Origin of the sequence: Desulfosporosinus fructosivorans (assembly GCF_004766045.1) — a bacterium.
GTDB lineage: Bacteria > Bacillota > Desulfitobacteriia > Desulfitobacteriales > Desulfitobacteriaceae > Desulfosporosinus > Desulfosporosinus fructosivorans.
Map to the genome: position 1 here is coordinate 181,079 of NZ_SPQQ01000010.1, position 23,607 is coordinate 204,685.

At 41.8% G+C, this 23,607-nt stretch carries 18 protein-coding genes and 2 pseudogenes; 5 read left to right on the plus strand and 15 right to left on the minus strand.

What is annotated here, in order from left to right; translation table 11 throughout:
- Window positions 1–122 precede the first annotated feature (122 nt).
- From E4K67_RS23165 to E4K67_RS23220, 11 genes and pseudogenes are all read right to left on the minus strand, one after another.
- Window positions 123–1,499 (minus strand): FAD-binding oxidoreductase, encoded by a 1,377-nt coding sequence (locus tag E4K67_RS23165; RefSeq protein ID WP_135551090.1) that lies wholly within the window; start codon window positions 1,497–1,499, stop codon window positions 123–125.
- Window positions 1,500–1,517: 18 nt separating this feature from the next.
- The gene (locus E4K67_RS23170; protein WP_135551092.1) at window positions 1,518–2,822 is read right to left on the minus strand and encodes an FAD-binding oxidoreductase; all 1,305 of its coding nucleotides are present in this window, start codon (window positions 2,820–2,822) and stop codon (window positions 1,518–1,520) included.
- A gap of 132 nt (window positions 2,823–2,954) precedes the next feature.
- A complete protein-coding gene (locus E4K67_RS23175; protein WP_135551093.1) occupies window positions 2,955–4,205 on the minus strand; it encodes a (Fe-S)-binding protein in 1,251 nt (416 codons plus the stop codon).
- Between the two features lie 229 nt (window positions 4,206–4,434).
- Window positions 4,435–5,211 (minus strand): IclR family transcriptional regulator, encoded by a 777-nt coding sequence (locus E4K67_RS23180; RefSeq protein WP_135551095.1) that lies wholly within the window; start codon window positions 5,209–5,211, stop codon window positions 4,435–4,437.
- A gap of 154 nt (window positions 5,212–5,365) precedes the next feature.
- The gene (locus tag E4K67_RS23185) at window positions 5,366–6,013 is read right to left on the minus strand and encodes a tRNA-uridine aminocarboxypropyltransferase (RefSeq protein ID WP_135551097.1); all 648 of its coding nucleotides are present in this window, start codon (window positions 6,011–6,013) and stop codon (window positions 5,366–5,368) included.
- Window positions 6,014–6,047: 34 nt separating this feature from the next.
- Window positions 6,048–9,662 carry an AAA family ATPase gene (locus E4K67_RS23190; protein ID WP_135551099.1) on the minus strand — a complete coding sequence of 1,205 codons (3,615 nt, stop codon included), beginning with the start codon at window positions 9,660–9,662 and terminating at the stop codon, window positions 6,048–6,050.
- The gene (locus E4K67_RS23195) at window positions 9,659–10,981 is read right to left on the minus strand and encodes a metallophosphoesterase family protein (RefSeq protein WP_135551101.1); all 1,323 of its coding nucleotides are present in this window, start codon (window positions 10,979–10,981) and stop codon (window positions 9,659–9,661) included. Before E4K67_RS23195 ends, E4K67_RS23190 begins: the two co-directional genes overlap by 4 nt.
- A gap of 118 nt (window positions 10,982–11,099) precedes the next feature.
- Window positions 11,100–11,249, minus strand: a pseudogene (locus E4K67_RS30785) (PadR family transcriptional regulator); the annotation flags it as partial.
- Window positions 11,250–11,451: 202 nt separating this feature from the next.
- Window positions 11,452–11,784: a cupin domain-containing protein gene (locus tag E4K67_RS23205; RefSeq protein ID WP_135551103.1), complete on the minus strand. Its 333-nt coding sequence runs from the start codon at window positions 11,782–11,784 to the stop codon at window positions 11,452–11,454.
- A gap of 396 nt (window positions 11,785–12,180) precedes the next feature.
- Window positions 12,181–13,320, minus strand: a complete 1,140-nt coding sequence (locus E4K67_RS23215) for an acyltransferase family protein (RefSeq protein ID WP_135551105.1) — start codon at window positions 13,318–13,320, stop codon at window positions 12,181–12,183.
- A gap of 81 nt (window positions 13,321–13,401) precedes the next feature.
- Window positions 13,402–14,349 (minus strand): MerR family transcriptional regulator, encoded by a 948-nt coding sequence (locus E4K67_RS23220; RefSeq protein WP_135551107.1) that lies wholly within the window; start codon window positions 14,347–14,349, stop codon window positions 13,402–13,404.
- A 707-nt stretch (window positions 14,350–15,056) separates the two neighbouring features.
- Here E4K67_RS23220 and E4K67_RS23225 point away from each other — a divergent pair.
- The 5 genes from E4K67_RS23225 (at window position 15,057) to E4K67_RS23245 (ending at window position 20,593) form a co-directional block, all read left to right on the plus strand.
- The gene (locus E4K67_RS23225; protein ID WP_135551109.1) at window positions 15,057–15,554 is read left to right on the plus strand and encodes a DUF6323 family protein; all 498 of its coding nucleotides are present in this window, start codon (window positions 15,057–15,059) and stop codon (window positions 15,552–15,554) included.
- Window positions 15,544–16,890, plus strand: a complete 1,347-nt coding sequence (locus tag E4K67_RS23230; RefSeq protein ID WP_243454591.1) for a DUF6179 domain-containing protein — start codon at window positions 15,544–15,546, stop codon at window positions 16,888–16,890. The genes E4K67_RS23225 and E4K67_RS23230 overlap by 11 nt, the downstream gene beginning before the upstream one ends.
- Before the next feature lie 58 nt (window positions 16,891–16,948).
- A complete protein-coding gene (locus E4K67_RS23235) occupies window positions 16,949–17,635 on the plus strand; it encodes a FadR/GntR family transcriptional regulator (RefSeq protein WP_135551111.1) in 687 nt (228 codons plus the stop codon).
- Between the two features lie 127 nt (window positions 17,636–17,762).
- Window positions 17,763–19,421 (plus strand): dihydroxy-acid dehydratase, encoded by a 1,659-nt coding sequence (ilvD, locus tag E4K67_RS23240; protein ID WP_135551113.1) that lies wholly within the window; start codon window positions 17,763–17,765, stop codon window positions 19,419–19,421.
- Window positions 19,422–19,768: 347 nt separating this feature from the next.
- Entirely contained in the window at window positions 19,769–20,593 is an 825-nt protein-coding gene (locus E4K67_RS23245) for a DUF4405 domain-containing protein (RefSeq protein WP_135551115.1), read from the plus strand.
- 665 nt (window positions 20,594–21,258) lie between these two features.
- On the opposite strand, the gene E4K67_RS23250 is transcribed toward E4K67_RS23245, so the two are convergent.
- The 4 genes and pseudogenes from E4K67_RS23250 to E4K67_RS23265 form a co-directional block, all read right to left on the minus strand.
- Entirely contained in the window at window positions 21,259–21,657 is a 399-nt protein-coding gene (locus E4K67_RS23250; protein ID WP_420841577.1) for a four-helix bundle copper-binding protein, read from the minus strand.
- 306 nt (window positions 21,658–21,963) lie between these two features.
- The gene (locus tag E4K67_RS23255) at window positions 21,964–22,686 is read right to left on the minus strand and encodes a hypothetical protein (protein ID WP_135551117.1); all 723 of its coding nucleotides are present in this window, start codon (window positions 22,684–22,686) and stop codon (window positions 21,964–21,966) included.
- Between the two features lie 239 nt (window positions 22,687–22,925).
- The gene (locus tag E4K67_RS23260; protein WP_135551119.1) at window positions 22,926–23,297 is read right to left on the minus strand and encodes a hypothetical protein; all 372 of its coding nucleotides are present in this window, start codon (window positions 23,295–23,297) and stop codon (window positions 22,926–22,928) included.
- 109 nt (window positions 23,298–23,406) lie between these two features.
- A pseudogene (locus tag E4K67_RS23265) lies at window positions 23,407–23,607 on the minus strand (helix-turn-helix domain-containing protein); the annotation flags it as partial.

A 23,607-nucleotide genomic window follows, 5' to 3' on the forward strand; every position in this document is an offset into this window, starting at 1 on the left:
AAGGATGTTTTAGATTAGAACACCGCTAGGTGTCGTGATGGCTTGCGCGCCGTGATGGCGAGTGTGTCCCTGTAGCCATGACTCAAACAGGACATTCGAGATTTGAGAACCGTGCTGGCGATTTAGAGGTCGATGACCTTACCTGGGTTAAAGCGATTACTCGGATCAAAGCTTCTCTTAATCTTTCTAAAGGCTTCCATAGCAGCGGGTGTAAACTCCTTATTGAGATACTTCTTCTTGACGAGCCCGATTCCGTGCTCACCACTTATTGTACCCTCGAGATCAAGAGCCATCATACAGAGCGCTTCTTCAGCAGCATGGACGGTTTCAGTTTCCTCTTTATTCCGTTGATCGAAAAGAATTAGCGGATGAAGATTTCCGTCACCGGCATGGGCCACAACTCCGATGGTCACACCAAAATCTTTTGCTACTTTAAGGACTCCCTCAATCGCTTTTGGGAAATTACTCCTCGGAACCGTAATATCATTAACACCATACGATGGTCTAACGCGAGCAACAGATCCGAAAGCACTGCGCCTTGAAGTCCAAATTTGATCCACTTCAACTGCCGTTTGAGCAACTTTAAATTCTTTGGCTATTTTTTTGGCTATTTCACCAATCGTCTTGACTTGCCCGTCCATATCTTCTGGATATCCGTCAACCTCAATAATGAGAACAGCTCCAGCGTCACGGGGAATCCCGGCATGGGTAAAATCCTCAGTCGTATTGATAAGCAAATTATCCATCAATTCCAGGGTTGTCGGAATAATACCTGCAGCAACTATATCGGCAACAGTTTGAGAAGCATCTTCAACTTTGTCGTAAATAGCTAGCATTGTTTTCTTGGCTCTGGGTATCGGTATGATGCGGACGAAAACTTTGGTGACCAATCCTAGGGTTCCTTCCGCGCCAACAATGATTCGAGTCAAATCATAACCCGGCTCACTTTGGAAATTACGCCCCCCCGTTTGAATGACTTTGCCATTCGGGAGAACGACTTCTAGACCCAAGATATAATCGCGGGTAACCCCATATTTAAAGCATTTCGGTCCACCGGAGCATTCACCAACATTCCCTCCTATTGTTGAGGCCTTAAAGGAGGACGGATCGGGAGGAAAATAGAATTTTTTCTTTTCGAGTTCAACTTGAAGGTCAAAATTAATCACTCCAGGCTCAACGACTGCTACAAAGTTTTCAGTATCTATTTCATGAATTTTAATCATTTTAGTAAAGCTAATCACCACAGAATCTTCAGAAGGAATTGTTCCACCACTCTCATTCGTACCGGCACCCCGAGGAACAAGTTTAATATCATGCTCGTTCATCAATTTGACGATTTCAACGACTTGTTCCGTTGTTTGCGGAGAAACGACTCCTAACGCTTCACCAGCTAATAACGTGCCGTCGTAACCATAGGAGAACAGGCCAACTTTGTCTGTAACCACGTTTTTCTCCCCAACAATTTCCTTCAACCGCTTAACAACCGTTTTGGCTAACATGTTCAGCCCTCCTTCTTCTTAAGCCTGCAGGCTAACCCCAGGGTTGAGAATCCCTTTAGGGTCAAATTGGTGACGCAGTTCACTAAGCAAGCTTGTTGTTTCATTCCACATTTCCGCATCATTATAAACTTCAGCTTTCAGCTTATGACCTAAGAGGCCCTTCACATTCCCTCCTAAGGACATCGCCAGTTTATTTACTTTCGTTGCTAAAGCGAGCTTATCGGTTCCCTCGGGCAGTGCCAAACAAACATATCCGAGAAGTCCTTCGATAATTACGCCAGGATAAGCCCCTAGATCTCCCGTAAGCGCTTCGATCTGAGCTAGGGCTTGAGGCATTTTCATCGGGCCAACCATGAACTCCACGGTTTGCTCTGGTTTTGCATTGAGGTCGGCGCGAACTTTAAGCCAACCATTGATCACTTGATCATACTCAACCTCGTCCTCAATGATCTTTACATCAGAGCCTCCACCCAAGGTAAGAACTGATGCAACTTCATTAGCGATGTTTTTACCCGACTCTTTAAATCCCTGTAAATCAATGATCACAAGCTGCCCATCGGTTCCGGATTTGGCATTTTTCGCGAGGGATGCATTGATGAGATTCATCCGAGTCGGAAGCACATTCCGCTTAATCAGGGTATTGAAGGTTGCATTCGCCTTATGCATGGATGCGAACGTTCCAATCACCGCTTTTTTAGCTTCCGGTGCAGGTAAGAGCTTCACCAGAAGTTTGGTGAAAATCCCAAATGTTCCTTGGCTTCCGACAGCGAAGTGGATGAAATCTAAACCAGAAACGTTCTTAATACATTTATTTCCGATATCCAGGATTTCCCCTGTCGGGAGGACCATTTCAAATCCCAAAAGGAAACCCCGGGTAGGACCATATTCAAAGGATTTAGAATCGGAATCTCCAATCGCAAAGCAGCCGCCAACCGAACTGGTTTCGACTTCATAGGGCTCCGGAGGAAAGTTTAAGCCAGCTTCCGTAACTTTAAGGAGAAATTCCTTATGAAGAACTCCTGGTTCGACGACCGCCACAAGGTTAAACTGATCCATTTCTAAAATCTGGTTCATCCGGGACATAACCATTGCGATTCCACCCGTAATTTCCTTGGTATCTACGAGTGCCCCGCCTACCGCTAATTTCACATTCTGTTCATTTGCCAGTTTGACGATACTCGAAACTTCAGAAGTATTCCCAGGTAAGACGACAACTGCAGGCTTACCCAGACCTTTTAGATATTTAGCCATTTCGGAAGGAGAATCGACGACATTGGCATCACCAACGATCCCCTTTAACTTGCTGATATTGACGTTACTCATGACTACCCGCCCTTCCACTCATTTACTAGAACTTGCAGCATGTTCCGCAAAGGGAAATTTTCGATTTTCGGCAAGACCATGATAAGGTTTAATGGTCAGACCATATAAAGTTAATGTAATTCTTACGTTCAATTAGTCTTCGTAAGCGTTGGCCATTACATCGGCAACATGCATAACCTTCTGTTTTTGACCGGCCTTGTTTATGCCGCCTTGAAGTCTCAACATGCAAGCTGGGCAACTTGTAGCCACCAAATCTGCATTGGTATCCTTGATGTTCTGTGTCTTCTGAACTGTGATATCTGTAGATACCTCATGATAAAAGGCTTGTATTAGACCGGCTGCTCCGCAACAACGGCTGGCTTCAAACATTTCCTTATATTCAACCCGAGGAATCATTTGCAACAATTGTCGTGGTTGCTTTGTTACCTTAAGACCCCGCACCATGTGGCAAGGATCATGATAGGTGATTGTTAGAGGACTTGAATTATGAAGTTTGCTCTGATCGACACCAATACTCGCCATATATTCTGAAAACTCTACTACTTTTTCGGAAAATAATTTAACTTTTGGAAGATACGACGGCTCATCGGCAAAGAGAGTCAGATAATCATGTCTAAGCATCGCAGCACAGGACGCACATGCAGTGAGAACAACTTCGGCATCGCTATACTTATCTAAAAAGGTATCAATAGTTTTACGGGCGTTTCTTTTCGCTGTTTCGAAGTCACCATAGGCATATTGCGGGAGACCGCAGCACACTTGATCTTTTGGAATAATAACTTCACAGTCATTTTTCGTTAACACTTTAACAACAGAATGAGCGGTTTGGTCTAAGGAGTGATTGAGAAAACAACCCACATAAAATCCGACTTTATGCTTCGGATGTTGCACCGCAATCTTCTCTGAGACCTGCTCCAAAAATGGTTTTTTTGCAGTAGGGAAGTTTTTAATATCAATACCGCGAAAATAGTCCAGTCCATCAATTTTATTGAGGACACTTTTTCCCATTCCTCCGAAAAGACGAAATCCCATACCCAACCTCTTCGGACTTGCTAAAGTATTTAAAGCAAAAGACTTAGCAAATGGCTTGATTCCTTTTCTTAGTTTTAGATCTCTCCGCGCAGCCATGACGAGTTCATTACCATGTACACCGTTTGGGCAAGTGACTGCACATTCTCCACACAACAGACAGCTCATGATGGCATCTTCATACTCTTGATCAGGTTCTAGTTTCCCATCGGCGACAGCTTTGATGAGCTGGATTCTTCCGCGTGTAGACATTTCCTCTGATCCAGTCAATTTATAGGTCTTACAGGCTGTATGGCAACCACCACACTTGTTACACGTGTTGAGCATTTCATATACGTCTGCCAAAACTCCCACTGATATATCCCCCTTCCTTTATACCGATTCTCTTTCCCCCGAATATAATAATTAGTCCAAAAACGATAATGAAACAATGTTTCATTATGTTAATTCTATTATCATCCTAAACATCTAAATGGTCAAGAAGAATTTTCTGAATATATTGTGCAATTGTGCACAAATACTCCTTATACTTTTAGGATGTAACAGAAATACAATAGAAACCCTCTTTTTGGGTAGATATAAACTATGACTTCTGAAAGAAATCGAATCCCATATAGGCAGAAATCAGTTCTCCGGACTTTTTCATTTCTTGACCGATTCGCTCGATCCCTTTTTCTTTGATTCGCTCAGCCGGGCCAGAGACACTGATCGCCCCGATTGCTCGTCCAGAATAGTCGAAAACAGGGGTTCCCAGACAAATTATTCCGATTTCGTTTTCTTCGATCTCCACTGATATTTTGCTAATTTTAATTTCGTTAAGATAGACCATCAAGGAATCTGCTTCAACAGGTGTATTGGGAGTATAGCGAGTCATTCCTTTTTTCTCAAGAATGTGCCTGACTTCCTCTTCGGGCAAGGTTGAAAGTAGAGCTTTACCCACTGCTGTACAGTGCATTGGAGCCCTCCGCCCCACCTTGGAATGCATGCTTACGACATGGGAACTTTCTGCTTTGTCGATGTAAACAACTTCACCTTCATCAGGAAGAACAAGGTGGACAACCTCATCCAGCAATTTCGCTAAATCGTTCAGGACGGGTGATGCAACTTTACGTATTTCCAAATCATTTAAAAATCGCATCCCTAACTCCACGATTTTTATGCCCAATTGGTAGCGTTCGTTATCCCTTACCCTTTCCACATAGCCACGGTGGCATAAAGTATGCAAAATTCGATGGACAGTGCTTTTATGCAAGCTTATACGATTTCCAATTTCCGTAACACCTAACGCCTCTTCTGCCTGAGCTAACACTTCTAAAACATCAAGTGATCGATCGAGGGTTTGTACATATTTTTCAGCCACAGATGATCCTCCATTCTGACCATAATTTTGTAATCACCTTTTTCAAGGTGCAGAATCCTTTATAAATAGAAATTCAATCTAACACATGAAGGTATTCTTATTTGAATAGTATGACTTTATTAAGTTATATAGTCAAGACCTTATTTTATGAGCTTTATCCTTCTTTATCTTTTTTTACAATATGTCCGCTAACGCCAGCCTTATAACATTTTAGGAACAGATTGTAATAATCGTCCATGACCTGTGAGGAATACATCTCACCATTCATTTTCAGTATTTCTATTGCAGCTTCTATAGTGCACAAATTTCCTTCGGTTGCTCCCCTTCTCAGATCATAGTTAGATGCATAGTTTCGCTCTATTGAAACAATCGGCAATCCCTCTAAAAAGTCACTCTTTCGAAATATCTTTCTAGCTTCCTTCCATGTCCCATCTATAATTATAAAGGCTGGAATTTTGTCAATTAGTTTAAATTCTACTTTTCTTTTTTCTAACTCCTCATTTTCTGTTGGAAATACTACAAACGTTTTATATTCTTCCATGCTCATATATTTAATTAATTTATCTGGACTCTTTGTCCGCTCCCATAGAAAGATTTCGGTTGATTCTGGATTTATTACTTTTAATAGCCTTGCCGTATTAGAAGGCCTATAAAACTCTCTTTCACTCGATAGAATCCAGAGCTTTGCTTGAGTCCTTACTTTTACTGATTTATTACAGATACAGTTGATGGTCGGTAATCCACATTTATCGCAACTTTCATATAAGCTTGTAATATGTTTAACTCTATATATTTTATCCACTTTGTCCCCTTTGCTAAACTGCGCTACTAATGTTCTAGGCCATTTCCAACTTGACCGTGCTTCCCACGCCACCGGCCTCAGCAGGTGTAACGACCAAACGACGAGCGAGCCGGTTCTTCAGTTCTGGTACGTGACTTATGATACCAATCGTTAGATTTTGAAGGTGAAGTTTTTCTAGAGTGTTCATCACTGTTTCTAGAAGATTGGCATCGAGGGTTCCAAATCCTTCATCAAGGAAGAAGAATTCTAGCGGTGATTCTCCCCGCAGTTGGATCTGAGTAGACAAGGCTAAGGCAAGGGCTAAGGCTGTGAGGAAGGTTTCTCCCCCTGATAAACTGCTAACGGGGCGACGTACTCCGCCATTAGCATCATCGCGCATGATAAAACCGCCCTCTGCATCAACCTCCAAGGCATAGCGCTGGTTTGTTAACATTTTCAAGCGTTCAGAGGCATCCAGTGATACGTTAGCTAACTGTTCTTGAGCAATAAATTCAATAAAGGCATTTCCTTTAAAAACGGTTTGCAAGGTTTTGAGTAAGCTCCGGCGGTGGCTCAAAGCTTTTCGTTGACTTTCAAGGCGCATCCATTCTTCGTGTTGTCCCTTTAGTTTTTCCAACCATTTTTGAGTTGCACCGCGTCGCTCAATCGCTTCGGTATGGGAGTTTTCCACGGCCATAAGCCGAACCGGCCAAGCAAGCCATTCCTCAGGGCGAAGACTTCGCCCCTTAAGCCGCAATTCAACGTCGTCGCGTTTCTGCTTGATCATCCGAACGTCTTGCTGGAAGGCCATGATGTCCCGTTCCATGGTCAGCCGTTCAGCCTGGTCACATAAAGCACCCTGTGCCACTGCCACAGTCGTAAATCGCGCTGTTTTAAGGCCCTGATCCAGCTTGCGTTGGGCAACCTCAAAGCCTTCTCTGGCTAGTTCCAAGGTTTTGTGGCTGACCGCCTGAGTCTGCTCGGCCTGTGTCCACTCCTCTTTGGCCTGCTCATAAGCCTTCCTCAGCGTTTCTTCAGTCCCTGTTACAAGAGACAATTCTTGTTTAACCTGTAGAGTCCGCTCCAGGGCAGGCTTTCCTTCAGTTAATGCCTCACATTTACTCTTGAGTTCTGCCACATCACGAGCGGCTTCACTTCCCACTGTTTTTAAATTCTGAAGCTCAAGCTCACATGTCGCCTTCTCACTCATCAGCCGCTGCTGGACCTCATCGGATTCTCGCACCCCTTCTTCTAGACCCGATAACTCCAGATTTAACATCCTCATCGTTTGATCCCAGGTGGCATATTGTTTTTGTAACAACAAAATCTCCGCAGGGGCAATACTCCCGCGCAAAGTATCCAGCTGATCTTTTCGCTGCGCCTGTTCATCAAACAGTCGGTTTAACCGATTATGAAGATCGTTTCCAACACCCTCTGTGGAGGCAATCTGTGCTTGCGCGTAATGCATTTTTTTATCGACTTCAACTAAGGTCCGCTGCGCATCCTCCAACTGACGGATTAGCAGCTCTTGATCTGTTTTCCATTGGGTCAATACTTGGCGATTCTTCGTCAACTTAGACTCTCGTTCAACTCGTTGGGCATTGATAGCCTGCATATCTTTACTACGGTCCGGTTCCGGTAATTCCTGGCGATAGCTGAGAATTGCACGTCGCTTAGTTTCACAGAGATTTAACTGATTTTGCTCAAGTTCTTGTTTCGCAAACAGTTGGGCCTTGGCTACGGCCAGAGCGATCGCGCCGTCTGCCCTTTTCCTCTCCAACGTCTGTAGTTCCCTTGAGACTTCCTCCAGGACCTTTCTCGACTTATCTAGAATCGCATTACCCAAACGCTGGGCGGGCATGGGGTGGTGAACTGAGCCACAGACTGGACAATTTTCTCCCTCCACCAGATTCTCAACAAGTACTCCTGCAAGATTTTCTTGTTCTAGACCCTTCACTTCAGCCGTTTTTCGCTCAACGAGAGCTTGGCCCTCTTGAACAGCCCGCGAAATCTCGCCCTGTCCCTTCTCTCCTATTTCCACGTCGACTTGCGATTTTTGGCGATCTCCAGCAAGGATTGGGAGACGTTCCTGTTCAGCGTTGCATTCCCGTTCTGCACGTTCAATATTGGTGATTATGTGTCGGTAGCGTTCTAATTCCTGAGCTTGCTCACTGAGTATTTCCTCACGAACCGGCGGATCTTGTTGCCGACTGGCCAACGTTGCTTTCAGCTGTTCCACAGATTCCTGAGCGGTTTGAACCTCAGCCACGATGGTCTGCAGTTTTAATCGCCGTTCTTTCATTTGAGACGCATTCTTTTCTAAGTCCCCTTGCAAGTCGACCACTTGTTTGGAGACCATCTCATACCCTTCTAAAGCTTGGGCCGAGGCATTCACCCGAGCGCGCTGCGCCGGATCGATCGTTATTTGAGTTAGTTGGGTCTTCACGTCTCGCTGCCGCTTTTGGGCTTCTGCTTTACTAGCTAGAGCGACCTGGATCTTTTGTTCCAAGTCCTTTCGGGTTCGATCCAACTCACCGTATTTGTTACGCGTAACGATTAACCGTTGATCTCGCGCTAGAATATCCTCTTCTAAGCCTTTGGCTTGTTCCAGTTGTTCCAGTCGACGCAGCAAGTGTGGCTCGACCTCTAACCGTCTTTGATTGGACTCAAACCACTGTCTTTCTGCGAGTTCCTTTTTCAGCCTAGCTACTTTAAGGCTAGTCTCAGCGGTCTCGGCCTGGACTTTGGCCCCCTTGAATCGTTCTTCCGAGAAACTGATTTCTTCCAAGATCGGTCGAATCGATTCCGCACGTTCAGCTAGGCTTAAGCGCTCTGAGATTTTATCAATATTGAACTGTGAGGCTGTCAGCTCGGCCTCTTTTCCCTGAATCTGGTGTAACTGTTCTTGAAGACTCCATAATTCCTTAGCGTCATCATACTGTTGTTTTAAAGTTGTTAATTCCTTATCAATACTGGCGGAGGTTGCATTCGCTGCACTCCAGTCCGCCTCGGCTTCTTTGAGCCGCTCTGCAGAAGCATCCCCTAGGCCCTGTTGCCGTTGCTCCACACCGTTTAAGTTAAACTCTGAACTTCCCAGCTGTTCTGACAGTCTAGCTGAGAGTTCTCTTCCATAGGCTTCTAGGGAAAACAACCGCTCAAGCATTAGCCTTCGATCTTTAGGTTTTATGGTTAGAAACTCCGCGAATTTCCCCTGGGGAAGAACAACCGCCCGGGTAAAGTCCTCCACGGTGAGTCCCAACACATCCTCCATTTTCTTGGTCATCTCATCGGCCTTTGAAGCCAAAACAGTTTCAACGCCCTCGACTATTTCTACTAGACGACAGGTGGAGGCCTTGACCGTCCGATCCCCGGAGCGCCGATACGCTCGTTCTGCACGGTAGTTGATCCGTTGACTTCCCGCTGCTAAGGAGAAGCTATAGTCCACCGTAAGCTGGTCTTCCGCATGGTTAAGAATCCCTTGTGTATTGTTGGCTGCCCGTTCGACTGTACCGTAGAGCGCGAGCGTGATAGCATCAAGAATTGTGGACTTTCCGCTTCCAGTTGAGCCAAATATTCCGAATACACCTGTTTCGCACAGTTTCGTAAAATCGATTTCCTGAACTTCCCTAAAGCTGTTTAAGCCAGCAATTCTTAAGCGAATTGGTCTCATGCTATCTCCCCCTCGGCTCGCCCATTCGTATGCGACAGAGACTCAGTGTTATGTAATTCAACTTTGATAGAACCGTTTTCTTCGTAACCTTCGCTGTTTTTATCGGGGTCGATTAAGGATAAAAACAAGGAGACTAATTCCTGCTCCGGCTCAGCACCACCGGTTCTGTCCTGATAGAACTTGCGGAACAGCTCATCAATCGGTAACTTTGAGCGAGCCTCCGCCACGATCTGCTCAGTTTCCGGGAAGACGGGGCGAATATTAATTAGGCGTTCTCGCTGGCGACGTAGGGTGTGGATATCTTGAGAATTAAGCGCACCCGTCACAGAGACTTCTAAATCGATCCAGGCGTTGAGGTCCTTCCCTTCATCGATCCAGCGCTGCACTTGAGCTAGCCCCTCTTTGGCTTGCCATTTCACCAGTGGGTAGCCGGCACTCAGAAAAATCTCGCGCGTTGTCACTGGCTGGCCGGGAAAAGCCTCGATAAAGATCACGGATTTGGCATACCCTGTTTCAGAAAAGCTATAGGCGAGTGGAGAACCGGAGTAACGGGTGGGAACGGGTGCCCCTTTGACAGCTTGGGCACGATGTAAATGCCCCAGAGCAACATACTGAGCGCCAAATGACATCGCTTCAACTTCAACAGTCGGTGCACTTCCCAGTTCGATCGGACGCTCTGACTCGGATTGCATTCCTCCACGTACAAAGAGATGGCTGATTCCCAGTTTAACTGCATCCGCGCGAAAGTTCTGTCCAAAAGTGGCGAATAATTGCTGGACGCGCTTAGAGTACTCCTGGCGTAGGATTTCTTCATCTAAGCTCTCGCTTAATACCTCGTTAAGCCGAGACTCGGAAGGATAGGGAAGCATGGCAATGATCGCCGGATCCGGGCAACCGGGAATATGCAACTCTACCCACCCTTGGCCTGCTGCCACCCTAACCACCTTTCCCTGATTCAGCTGCGCCAAGAGACTAGGCGTTAAGACGTCTTTCGGAAGGCCATATAACGTGATCCCGTTCCCGACCGCCAGAGGACTTGCTGCACAAAGTCGCTCCGGGTTATCGTGATTGCCTGCAATGGCCACTACGGCGCGCTTTCCCCCAGCAGACAAACGGTTTAAGGCATCATAAAAAAGCTCCTCAGCGATGGCGGGAGGATTTACGGTATCAAAGACATCTCCTGCAATTAAGACAAGATCTACCGCTTCGTCTTCCACAATCGTGCAGAGTTCATCAATAAACTTCACTTGCTCTTCAATTCGACTTCGCCCTTCAAGCATACGGCCAAGGTGCCAATCTGATGTATGTATGATACGCATGGGTAACCCCGCCCCTTTCACTCTATATCTTCTAATGTTCTCATTATAGTGCATGTCTTAGACAAAGAAAACTTGGCTGGCGCCAAGCATCAGCGAAGGCGGCCGCCTAGTTATTTAACTCCAATAGGTTTTCAATAGCTCTGTATAACGTTTCCGCCGCCATTCTTACCTCTCCATCACTAAGCTCCTCTACCTTTTGCATAATCACATATTCATGTGCAGGTTCAAGTAACGCTAACAGAATGTAATAAACTGTCTCTATATGCATTCACGTTATACAGTATAGCTATATATCAATTGTGTTCAGTTGTACTATAAAATGTCATTAAAAAAACTGCACAGATACTCTGCACAGTTAATATGTACTTGTTAGGATTTGAATCATCTGACTTTCTAGGGAGCGTCACTATAGCCTACTTAAAACTAGCGAAGGGTGATTTGACGTTCATTATCCTTCCACCCTATCGGGGCTATTTGTAATCATCTCTTACTGGTGAAAAAACTTCCACGGCTAGAGAGTCCTCCATTATTTCGGCTCCGTGCTCAACGTTTTCATTAATAGTCCAACTATCCCCGGGCTTCATCTCATGTCTTTCTCCATCAATAATCATGATAATATAACCATTCACCAAATATCCGGTTTGTTCATGCGGATGTTGGTGCATCGGTAATAACTTGCCTTTTGCTAACTTAAATTCACATAATAGCGTATTGTTTCCGTAGCCTAAGGTTTTTCTTTCGATTCCCTCTAGCATTTTGACATATCCGGTTTCAGAGGCTTTTCCTACTTGATAGTTCTGCATTTGAAATAACTTCCTTCATTAAAGAAGTTGACCCCCATCGTCAACTCCATTCTTCTTTCAGCAATGAGTAATATAATCTGTCCAGATATTTGCCATCACGATAAAAGAAATCCCTGAGTGTACCATCATATTTAAATCCACATTTCTCAATTACCTTTTGCGATGCTTGGATCGCTTATCCAATATTGTAACATATCGTCAGCATCTGAATAAGAAAATTTTCTTAAGATCATTCTGTCTGTTTCTATAGTTTGTGTTCCATTGTGTTTTAGCATTATTACCACTCCATTTTGGCATGTTGTATCCACCGCCCCTTGTATTAAAACGAATTCAGGGTGATATTTAAAGCAGTAAATGCCTTGTCCATAGTCTTAAAATTATTCCCTTAAGAATTATCTAAAGGCGAATATATATCTTCCTATAATGAAGAAAACCCATAATAACCATCCAAAATATCACGTAAGAAATCGAAAAATATAATGAATCTAACCCATGTGCCCAAGGACTTATGAGTCTTTCCGTGAACCAGATTTTAAAGGTCATCGTATTACCTGAAATAGAATCATGCACCGGAATTAGCCATAATGTTCTTCCTATGAGTTCTGTAGTAAAGTAGACGAAAATTGCACTAGCCCCTATAACCTTGAATGGTACAAGGAGTCTACCGCTTTTCAGGATATCTGTTATCAGATAGAAAAAGGCTAAAGACAAGATCCCTAGACCTGCTGTAAGTAGGACAAAGGAGCTTGACCAGAGGTTTTTATTATAAGGGAAAAAGGGATTGAACAACTCCGCTGAGAATAGTAGCAAAACACCGCTACTTACGAGGATAGTCATTTTAATGAGACGACTATTTGGACTTAGAAGTATCATACCTGCAATTACCCCTATGAGTCCCGTGCTTAATGCAGGAATTGTACTGAGAATACCTTCCGGGTCCCAATTTGGTGTATATAAATGCCCTTGAAGAAATTTCAAGTCAATGTACTGAACAAGATTGCCCTGGAGTTCCATCACTCCCCTTCCATATCCAGGTACATGAATATATTTCAGTAAAATATAATATAAAATGAGCAATAGAACCGACGTCAGAAGTTGGGCACCGATTTGAAATGCTTCTTTTTTAAAGATAGACCTGAGTAGCAGAAAAATAAGTGACGAGACTAAATAGACCACAGCAATTCTCTGGAGAACGCCTGGAATCCTAATGATCGTTAAATCGAAGAATGGAAATCCATTTAATACTATGCCTAGAAGAAATATTAAACTGCTGCGGCTAAAAATGTGGACTATAATGGTTGCTCGACTTGTGCCTTTTTCCAATCTATTGTTAATTGAAATCGGCACGACTACGCCCATGATAAATATAAAAAAAGGGAAAACTAGATCGGCTATCGTACCACCATTCCAAGCAGCGTGTTTCAACTGGGGGGGAATAGTTGCGGGATTCCCCGGATTATTAACCATAAGCATAAGTGATATAGCTAGTCCTCTCAATATATCAATACATTCGAAGCGTAAACTATTTTGTTTCATTTCTTCTACCTCAATTTATTCTTATGTTTCCTTGATTAATAATCGGTTCACAAGTTTGATTCATACAATAATTGTCTACTATCATCTTATTTCTGCGACTTCTATTTTCCCCTTGTCATCAACTTTGAGGTTTAATGATTCAAAAAACTCATTTCTCGTGTTGGTGTATTCGGAGTAATCACTACTTAGTACTTTCAAGTTCTCGACAAACTTATCATAATAACCGAGATCTTTCATTTGCCCCTTCAAACTTTTCGTCATTATAGAAGTTATTTGCCACGCCGATTGCATATCAGGATCGCTATTCATCCTGTTCATAATCTCAAAGAATTGTTTTCTTTCAGCAAGAAGTTCCTCATCTGTAATCCCAATCCATTTATTAACATTTTCAGTTAAAAACTTCTCATACTTTTCCATGTCTTGGTTTGTCAGATTTTCATACATTTCTTTCATTTCCTTCGAATACTCAATGCTTTCAACTTCATCCAAAAATTTAACCAAATCGAGCCAGGCTTCCTCTTCTTCTTTTGTATTTATAGGAGCATTTAGAAAAGGACTAAAATTAATTACCAGCATTTTACCGAAATTCCCAGGGAAAATGCGTTGTATCTGTCTTTTCATAAATCCTTCTTTTTCACGTTCATCCATTTCCAGCGACCTATTTAAAAATAATAACTGTCTAGTTAATTCTGGAAGTCCATCATTAGAATTAGTAATGCTATTCAAACAAGACTTGAGAACGTTCTTGCTTTTCTCAAGTCTGTTTATTTCCTCGTCTAGACTTATTAAGTGTTGTTCTAACTTATCTTTTAACATTTTAGGTTTCAATATAATATCTCTAATCTCTTTAATGGATACATCTAATTGTCTCAAAAGGGAAATTTGTACTAATTCATCAACATTACTTTGCGAATACTCCCGATAATTGTTTTGTGGATTAACATCGGGCTTTATTAATCCCTCTTCCTCATAATAGTTTATTGCTTTTTTGGTAAGTTTTGTAATCTCCACGACTACACTTATTTTCATTAAATATCCCTCCTGTACTAAAATATACGCTAATACCTAAGGGAACAGTCAAGTGCAAATATTTTTAACCATTCTTGCTAACTCAAAAGCACAAAAATTCATTATGTCTTTATTATTAACTGATTCGTTATATCTTACGAATGCGTGGCGTTTAGGCGCTTTAATTCCTAACTGATTTGTAAACAGCATTGTAATATATACTAGGGTGCTTATGGATAGAGTGACGTAGCACTATGCAATATACCATAGCTCAAATCTATTAATATATGAGCTATACCCATCAAAACACCACTATTAACTCCGGATGACCCAATCATCTCACACCCATCCTGCGAAACAAGGGGAAACCTGTCTCACTAGCTTTAAAAAGGCCCTCTGTGTAAAAGGCCTTAAGTTTGCCTCCCTTCTTTCATCCCTTTTTTGGGAGATTAGTCCTTTGAAACAAATTCACCGTTATTGCTCAAGGTCTGTCAACTAACAGAAAGACCCCCATTGTTTCCAATGAGAGTCGCAAGTACGTTTGGACTATATTATAAAAACCATTGGTTTTTCTTGACACCTAAATCCATTGACTTTAAAGACGTAGAATGATAAACTAATATTTGATGCATTATCAATAATATATTATATGTATCCACATTTATCATACCACAATAATACTCCTTCTGTCAATAGCCGGTATGAAATAATTTGAAGGGTGTGAACCAATGGATCATAATTTTATGCTACTACCTACTGTTATGATGAACAAACTGGCGATTAAAGAAATTATCAATTGCAATGAAGTAACATCCCGTTATGGGTTAATTCTTTCTCAGGCAGGGGCACAGGAACTTGTTGAAACCCGCGCAGAAGCCCTAAGCAGCAATGGACGGATTGAATTTTCAGGCGGTATCATTAAGAAACTGATTATAAAGTTTTGTGACTCACCCTTCCTTTCTCAGTTCAACTATGCTACCACATTAAATGATTTAATAGAGACGTTCTACTATTTCAAAAACGAGACACTTGATGAAATTAGTGATGATGAGTTGATTTCATTAATGAAGAAATATTTTGATCAGAACTGCCAAGGTTCTATTGAGCTGCTGCAAAATCGAGAATTAGAAACCTTGGCCCGTAGTATCCGGTATGGAATTAGTGATTACGCGGATCTATGCGAAGATACTGATACATCGTTTGATGAGGAGATTTATGATGAATAATATTGAAAAATATCATTTGATTAAAAGGGAAAAGCTTAATGAAACATTTTACTTTCAGTCGCTTTTAGAGGAAGGTTATCACCTTAAGTTATTAACTGATTCTGAATTTGAGAGTATTCAGCTACAAAGCATACAGCTTTTAGCCAAGCAAACAGAGCGTTACACCGGTGGAGAAAGCAGTTCCGTTAAGGTAGAAAAAGCGCAAGGTATTATGCAATCAATCTTTTATTGTATTGGAATCTATCTAAAGAGTTTTCCAGATACAGACATTAGCATAGCAACACTCAAACATAAACCATTATCAGACCTGTTCCGACAGGGCAAGCAATTAGTAAGACTCCAATTAGACAGTGCCAGACAATTGCTTTCAGCAATACAGAATGACAGCATTATCACAGACAACTGTGCTTATAACGATACTATACAAAATGGCCTACCGATTTTTTTCTCTGCCTATGATGTTGACTTTGCTGCCCATGATACCCCCGCGTCCATCGATTACCCCTTAAGTAATGATAGGATGGATTTGGTTGGGATAGAGTACATCTACTGTTATCTTCAAAAGCTGTCTTTAGAAAATCAGTTTTGTAGGCACTTCACCTCACCTGCCATTCATTGTTTGCTACGCGGGTATGATGACCATTATCAAGATCTCCTTATTAATATTTTCGAACTTGTGTTAACCAATCTAGTCGGTTCTGTCTTGGCACTCAGAAATGTGCTCCAGCTCAATATTGAACCCCAAGACAGACAGTATTTGCAACAAAAACTGGTGAATCTGTCTGATGATCAGCTGGATACCATGTTAGAGGATGCCTCAACCAAGCTCTGCAAAGAGCTTAATATTTCAGATAGGTTATTAAAAGAACACGTTGTAGCGACCGCCATGAATTTATCCCCGAGATTAAAAAACGCTTTAGAAAATAACGGATTGGAATCCATCTTTATTAGTTTAAAAGCCCCCCCCAAACAGCCCACTTTTCAATTTGAAGATGGCGAAAAAATGGATGATGAATCATTCCGAACAGTTGCAAATGAAATTAGAGAATGTCGATATGTCTCTGATAAACTAGCAATCATCCAACGAGAAATACACAGTATTGCCGATTTAGTTGATATTCTCGAAGGGTATTGTCTCTTTGACACTGAATTTATTGAGATTTTTCAATCACTTGGAGATATGGAGCTGGCCCTACTTTTTAAAAGGTTACCCACCCATATGATCGATTACGACTTTCACATTACAGAAAATGAAAAGGAATGGCATAATTGGCTAAACCGTTTTGTAAACGAACTTGATTTAACCAGAAGGGAAGGTATCAGACATCGGACTTGAGGAAATGATGTCTGACACGGTATAATGAGCTTATACTATTTATGGGGAGGACCGCTCTGTGGCAAGAGGACGAAGAAGTCTAGCTGAAAATGTAGCAGACAATATTCTCGCAATGATTACTATTGATAAAAAGTTCGCACTAGGAGATAAGCTGCCCAATGAAAACGAGCTTTCTGCTGAATTACAAGTTAGCCGCACTACATTGCGAGAAGCCATTCGTATTTTAACCGCTCACAATGTTCTAGAAATTCAACGCGGTAAAGGAACTTATGTGAAGAATAACCAGGAATTAAACGAGGAGTTTGGCTTAGAAGAGCTTTCAACCTCCCAAATGGACGTGAAGGATTTATATGAAATGCGACTGATCTTTGAGCCGCAATCAGCCTATTATGCTGCGAAGCGAGCTACAGATAAGGAACTTGAACGTATTTTATACTATGGAAGGTTAGAAGAAGAGCTGATTTTAAGAAAAGAGGATCGAACTGAAGTTGAACAAGCCTTTCATAAATCAATCGCCAAGGCAACCCATAACGAGTTTATGAATCAGCTGATGCCGATCCTTTATCAGGCCATCGACAAAGGAGTGCTTTTATCGGATACTAATGAAGAAATGCTCCAGAATACCTTGAATGACCATCGGATGATCATGGAGTTTTTAGCAACACGAGATGCTGAAGGGGCAAGAACCGCTATGAAGCTGCATATCATTCACGCAATAAGAGGCTTTGGAATTACAGAAGAATAAAACTTACTAGGCTGTTTTCAGAAATGAAAACAGCTTTTTAATATTAAAGTTTAATTAATATATGTACATCAGACATCGTACAACGTATAATGTGATTATACAAATATTTATAAAGAGGTGTTCTTAAATGAATAGTGATGCGGTAACCAAAAGTGCGCCCCAGCGAGCCTTGTTTCATGCACTAGGATTGACCAATGAGGAAATGGAAAGGCCTTTAATCGGAATTGTCAGCTCCCAAAACGATATCGTCCCGGGACATATGAATCTGGATAAAATAGTAGATGCAGTAAAGCTGGGTGTCGCCATGGCTGGAGGCACTCCGCTGGTCTTCCCCGCAATTGCTGTCTGCGACGGCCTAGCAATGGGGCATCAGGGAATGAAATACTCACTTGTCACCAGAGAATTAATTGCCGATTCAACCGAAGCCATGACACTAGCTCATGCCTTAGATGCTCTGGTCATGGTTCCCAACTGTGATAAAAACGTTCCCGGATTATTAATGGCCGCAGCACGCTTGAATATTCCAGCCATATTTGTCAGCGGCGGACCGATGCTTGCCGGTAAAATGGATGGGCATAAAATCAGCTTTTCCAGTGTTTCAGAGGCATCCGGAGCGTTCCAAGCTGGAAAAATTACAAAGGAGAAACTGCAGGAATTTGAAAACAAAGCCTGTCCAACCTGCGGTTCTTGTTCTGGTATGTATACAGCCAACAGCATGAACTGCCTGACCGAGGTGTTGGGAATGGGCTTACAAGGCAATGGTACGATCCCCGCGGTGTATTCAGAACGTATTCAGCTTGCAAAGCACGCAGGTATGCAGATTATGAAGCTGCTGAAGAGTAATATCCGGCCGAGGGATATTCTAACGGAGGATGCCTTTAAAAACGCTTTGACTCTTGATATGGCTTTGGGTTGCAGTACCAACAGCATGCTACATCTTCCTGCGATTGCTCATGAATGTGGTATTGAATTCAATCTTGATATTATTAATGAAATCAGTGACAAAACACCGAATCTCTGCCATCTCGCGCCAGCTGGGCCTAACTTTATAGAAGAGCTCGATGAAGCTGGCGGTATCTATGCGGTGATGAATGAAGTCCATAAATTAGGCCTGCTTAATACCGATTTAATGACCTGCACGGGCAAAACTGTTGGAGAAAACATTGCCGGCTGCCTTAATAAAAATACGGAGGTCATCAGGCCTATAGAAAACCCTTACAGCAAAACAGGCGGGATTGCAGTCTTAACAGGGAATCTGGCTCCCGATTCCTGTGTTGTCAAGCGTTCCGCCATTGCACCGAAAATGTTGAAACATGAAGGCCCTGCTAAAGTATTTGACTGCGAAGAAGATGCCATGCAGGCCATTAATTCGGGCAAAATCATAGCAGGAGACGTTGTTGTAATCCGCTACGAAGGTCCAAAAGGCGGGCCGGGAATGAGGGAAATGTTAAATCCTACTTCTGCCATTATGGGACGTGGACTTGGAGAAAGTGTCGCACTGATTACCGACGGGCGATTCAGTGGCGCCACCAGAGGAGCAGCAATCGGCCATGTTTCTCCTGAAGCAGCGGTCGGAGGCAATATCGCTTTGGTGGAGGATGGAGACATCATCCAAATTGACATTATGGCCAATGAAATCAACTTCGTCATAAGTGATACCGAACTGGAAAAACGCAGAGCCAACTGGAAGCCAAGAAAGCCGAACATTACAACCGGATACCTTGCCAGATATGCTGCCTTGGTCACGTCGGGAAACAGAGGCGCTATTTTAGAAATTCAACAATAGCACAGAATTAAAGGCAACCAACAAACTGGTTTAAACAGTTCGTCTTCGGCCAAGAACTCTTTCATCCCTTTAATGAACGGATTCCTTCTATAGGATAGTTTGCAAAAACACTGAAATCAGGCTAGATCTGATTTCAGTGTTTTTTAGTGCGTGCTTACTCTATTAAGCAAACTTTCAGCTGAGCATCAGCTTCATTTCAGACTTGCATTGCATAATGATATTGTCATACAAAACCACATTGAGAAACTGAAGATTGAAGGGGAAATATTAGTAAAGATACATAGTGCTTGATAACAAAATTTTAATTAGAACAATTAATGATTAGCGGAAGGAAGGATCTAGAACATATGAACAACAAAATACTCAAAATAATGTTAGATATTGTCATGACGATCCTGTTTGTTACCTTGATTTTTGCTCATGAAACTGGACTGGTGTTCCATGAAATTGCAGGGTTATCCATCTTCGCCCTCTTTGCGAGCCATGTTCTATTGAACTGGTCATGGGTTAAAAACGTCACTAAGAACCTATTCAGTGGAAAATTAAAGACATCGTCCAAGCTGAGATATGCTTTAAATGTGACGATGTTCCTGACCATAGCCACGATAACCATTACGGGTATACTCGTTTCACAAGTAGTTTTTCCATCACTGGGATCCTCACTGGGCAGTAAACTATTGGTGTTGGTCCATAAATGGACGTCCTATCTCGGTTTAGGACTCTTCGGACTTCACATTATCTTACACGGGCACTATCTTGTGGAATCGGTTCGTAAAATATTAGCGAATCTCAGAGAGAGCAATGTCAAGAAAACATTCGTCCGTCTCGGGGCAATTGCTGTGATTGTCTTCATCTTATATTCCAGAGTTATTTCTATTGCGACGAACAATGTGAACATCCAGACCACCCAATATGCCACACAGATAGCAAGTTCATCGCAAACGACCACAACTTTTACAGGAAGAGAAAATAGTACAGATATTCAGGTCTATGCGGAAACTACCACTAATGTTGGAGACACAATGAGTCTTACAGACTATCTTGGAGATATGCATTGTACAGCCTGTCATAAAAACTGTTCTTTATTAAGTCCTCAATGTGGTAAAGCTGACCGACAGATTAAGGCTGCTAAAATTACATATCAAGAACTATATAGCAACACATCATCATAATAATCTTGTCTTCGGTGACAACCACAACAAGAAGACAGCGATCTTCATTTTATTAAAGTGGGGTGAAAAAGTACGAGAAATTTGAGGCATGAATATCATCCTTTCCAAATTAATTGGGTAAGCAAAAGAATGATATCATGCCTCATTTATTATTTAGGCCTAAAATAGCCACCGCGCAACGGTTTAGTACAATGGGAGTTTAGCGAAGCAAGTAACGTTCTATACTACTTGAATCTGCGACAGGAAAATGAACTAGTTTAATTGTCGCAGGGTTAAGAAATTAATTCTTAACCAATGGTTTATAGAATAAAACTGGTAAATGAACCCCAAAAAGTAGTAAACTAAAATAATAATAGCCACTCAAGCCTGAATTTAACCGAGAGAATCTGTTACAACGGATATGGAATCATTCATAATAAACTACCATTTTCGGTACTTATGCAAACACATTTCTTGTTTTAAAAGAAATTATGGCAAATTCACTTTCGCTAAAGACCTAATTATCGAAGTTAAGAGGACGCCGGTGGCGTCCTCTTAACTTTATGACTACAGCAATATTTTTCAAAAGAAACCATGGTTTATAGATTTTGTGAAGTTCAGTTATCAAGAAGAACACTGAACGAAATACGAATAATGTGATGTAGCAATTAAGGTTAATTAATCGCCTACATTTTTGTAGTTGACATCTTGCGGCATTCATTTGCGCATGTACGGCATATATCAGCACAATTCTGACAGTGTGTATCCTGGAATTTGGCACACTCAGCCGCACAAGCATCGCAAATTGTGGCACACAGGTTACAGAATTGCTGACTAAACTCACTGTTTCTTGACATGTATTGAGAAGCCATAGAACAGATATCTGCACAATCTCTTAGTACCTGGATGCAGTGTACTCTTGCCTGTACATCAGGTTCACTTAAGCAGGCAGAGTAGCATTCTTCGCAAGCCTGGAGACAGGCATTACAAGCATCAATACACGCCTGCATAGTAGGATTAATAGCAGTAGGCATTGGCATTTGATTTACTGCTGACCTTGTTCCGGTAACGTTAGTAGTTTGCATTTATTTTCCCCCTATAAAATGTATTTCGAATATTATTATGTAAGATTCTATTGAGATTTATACAGGCTTCAAACTGATTTGTAACTTGAGACAATTGCAAAAAAAAACCCCTAGGCAGTAAAAGCCTGAGGACTAATGATTGACACTCCCCATGGATAAATCCAGGGGATTCTTGGGTGATTGAAAACTTCAATAGTGTCAAATTTCTCTGACAATTAAATTTTGTAAATTAACATGTTGTCGACTTTTCGAGTATAATTCGAATCATCAGTCAGTTCTTCATTAAAAACTGATTTTAAGCATCTGTCATTTCACTTTGCCTTTTCGCGATCTAGCAAATACCGCCGTTCCTATTCCAATCAAAATAACCACAATAATAGATAGCACATAGCTAAGTGAATTTGACCATATGCTATCCTTTATCGTTGGACTGTTCCTGATTTGATTTTGAGCATTAACCGAGGTCGCAGTCTCCGTGTGCACGGTAGGGACAGGATATATTTGAACTTCTTGACCGTTTGGACGCCTTACATACATAGTACCACTATGCCCGAAAAAGTCCTTTTCTTTACCTTCAGAATTCACGTACCATTGAATACAGGCGAGGTCTCCAAGTAACCATGGGATAGGACAGTTAAGTGACTCCAGTTCTAAGGTCCTGTAGTCTCCACTGTTCGCTCTAAATATTCCCCATGCCTTCTTATAGAAATCTCCTGACTTTTTCAGGGAGAAAACGCTAAAATCGTTGACCATCGGTGGTGTATGATCCCATCCATACGTGAAATCATCAGAAACTAGGATCATGTCCGATGAAACTTTTCCGCTCAGCACTTTCAAAACCTTGACATTATATTTGTCCCCTTGTTTACCGGTTAATTGACCAACAATCATTGCATCTTGGTCTTGTTTAAATGATTCAACTTCATCCGCATACAACATCCGATAAAGAGAATCTGCGGCGAAAGTCGCTACCGGAGTCACAAGCAGCAAAAGAATAACACAACATAGACTAAAAATCGCTTTCTTCATCAATCTCTTCCCTCCTTTAATCTCGCACCTCTCAGGTTATTAAAAAATTAACCAACTGCGATTGTCAAGAAAATAGTCGGCTCTTTCATTGTTAGTTGAATCTAGGTCTTTTTTCAAGCCGTAACAGTTTTTTCCTTAACATTTCAAACTATTGCGGCCATACATTCTCCTCTTTATTACCTTGTGAAGCACGTCCGGAATCTATTAACATGCCAATATGCTCATAATCTTACGATAAACTAGAATTCAACCTCTTTTACTAATTCATCTGTTATCAATGATTTTGAAATATACATTGCTTTTATCATGTTCTTGAAGCGGGTGTGATGAGAGGTACCCTCCGCAAATTTTAGCTGTGCTTTTTCGCATTTGCTGATAATTGAAGATACGGGTCGTAGTGCTTCTATCAATTCTTCTTTTGTATATTTGTCCATAACATTTTCATCTGTTATTAATGATTTTGAGATATACATTGCTTTTATCCTGTTCTTAAGGAGTGTGTGCTGAGAGGTACCCTCCACAAATTTTGGCTGTATTTTTTCACATCTACTGATAGCTGAAGACACAATTTGCAGAGCTTCCTCTAATTCTTCTCTTGTATATTTTTCCATAGTATTTCACCTCAAATTCTAATTTATTGTCCTGTTAGATTTTATAAATAATAAGAAATTCCACTTTAATCAAAATATTTTAATACCCCATAATGCTTATACTGTACTCTTATAGTTTTCTTGCTTTGACTATAAAAGTTACAGGAAGCATCTTTGCTTTTTTTGCATAATCGCTGTTATCGTCCCGCAATTGCATAATTTCATCATCAGATTGCTCAATCATTTGCTCAATTACAAATCCCGCTTTTGCCAACGCATTCACATAGGTTGATAGTTTACGGTCCGATAATGTTAGCGTACCTTCGTCAAG

Bases quoted from the DNA above. Each gene is read 5' to 3' on its own strand.
- E4K67_RS23230 (WP_243454591.1), top strand. From the start codon at position 15,544: ATGATGAATAATATTGAAAAATATCATTTGATTAAAAGGGAAAAGCTT.
- E4K67_RS23190 (WP_135551099.1), bottom strand. From the start codon at position 9,662: ATGAGACCAATTCGCTTAAGAATTGCTGGCTTAAACAGCTTTAGGGAA.
- E4K67_RS23215 (WP_135551105.1), bottom strand. From the start codon at position 13,320: ATGAAACAAAATAGTTTACGCTTCGAATGTATTGATATATTGAGAGGA.
- E4K67_RS23170 (WP_135551092.1), bottom strand. From the start codon at position 2,822: ATGAGTAACGTCAATATCAGCAAGTTAAAGGGGATCGTTGGTGATGCC.
- E4K67_RS23165 (WP_135551090.1), bottom strand. From the start codon at position 1,499: ATGTTAGCCAAAACGGTTGTTAAGCGGTTGAAGGAAATTGTTGGGGAG.
- E4K67_RS23205 (WP_135551103.1), bottom strand. From the start codon at position 11,784: ATGCAGAACTATCAAGTAGGAAAAGCCTCTGAAACCGGATATGTCAAA.
- E4K67_RS23225 (WP_135551109.1), top strand. From the start codon at position 15,057: ATGGATCATAATTTTATGCTACTACCTACTGTTATGATGAACAAACTG.
- E4K67_RS23255 (WP_135551117.1), bottom strand. From the start codon at position 22,686: ATGAAGAAAGCGATTTTTAGTCTATGTTGTGTTATTCTTTTGCTGCTT.
- E4K67_RS23260 (WP_135551119.1), bottom strand. From the start codon at position 23,297: ATGGAAAAATATACAAGAGAAGAATTAGAGGAAGCTCTGCAAATTGTG.
- E4K67_RS23245 (WP_135551115.1), top strand. From the start codon at position 19,769: ATGAACAACAAAATACTCAAAATAATGTTAGATATTGTCATGACGATC.
- ilvD (WP_135551113.1), top strand. From the start codon at position 17,763: ATGAATAGTGATGCGGTAACCAAAAGTGCGCCCCAGCGAGCCTTGTTT.
- E4K67_RS23195 (WP_135551101.1), bottom strand. From the start codon at position 10,981: ATGCGTATCATACATACATCAGATTGGCACCTTGGCCGTATGCTTGAA.
- E4K67_RS23220 (WP_135551107.1), bottom strand. From the start codon at position 14,349: ATGAAAATAAGTGTAGTCGTGGAGATTACAAAACTTACCAAAAAAGCA.
- E4K67_RS23250 (WP_420841577.1), bottom strand. From the start codon at position 21,657: ATGCAAACTACTAACGTTACCGGAACAAGGTCAGCAGTAAATCAAATG.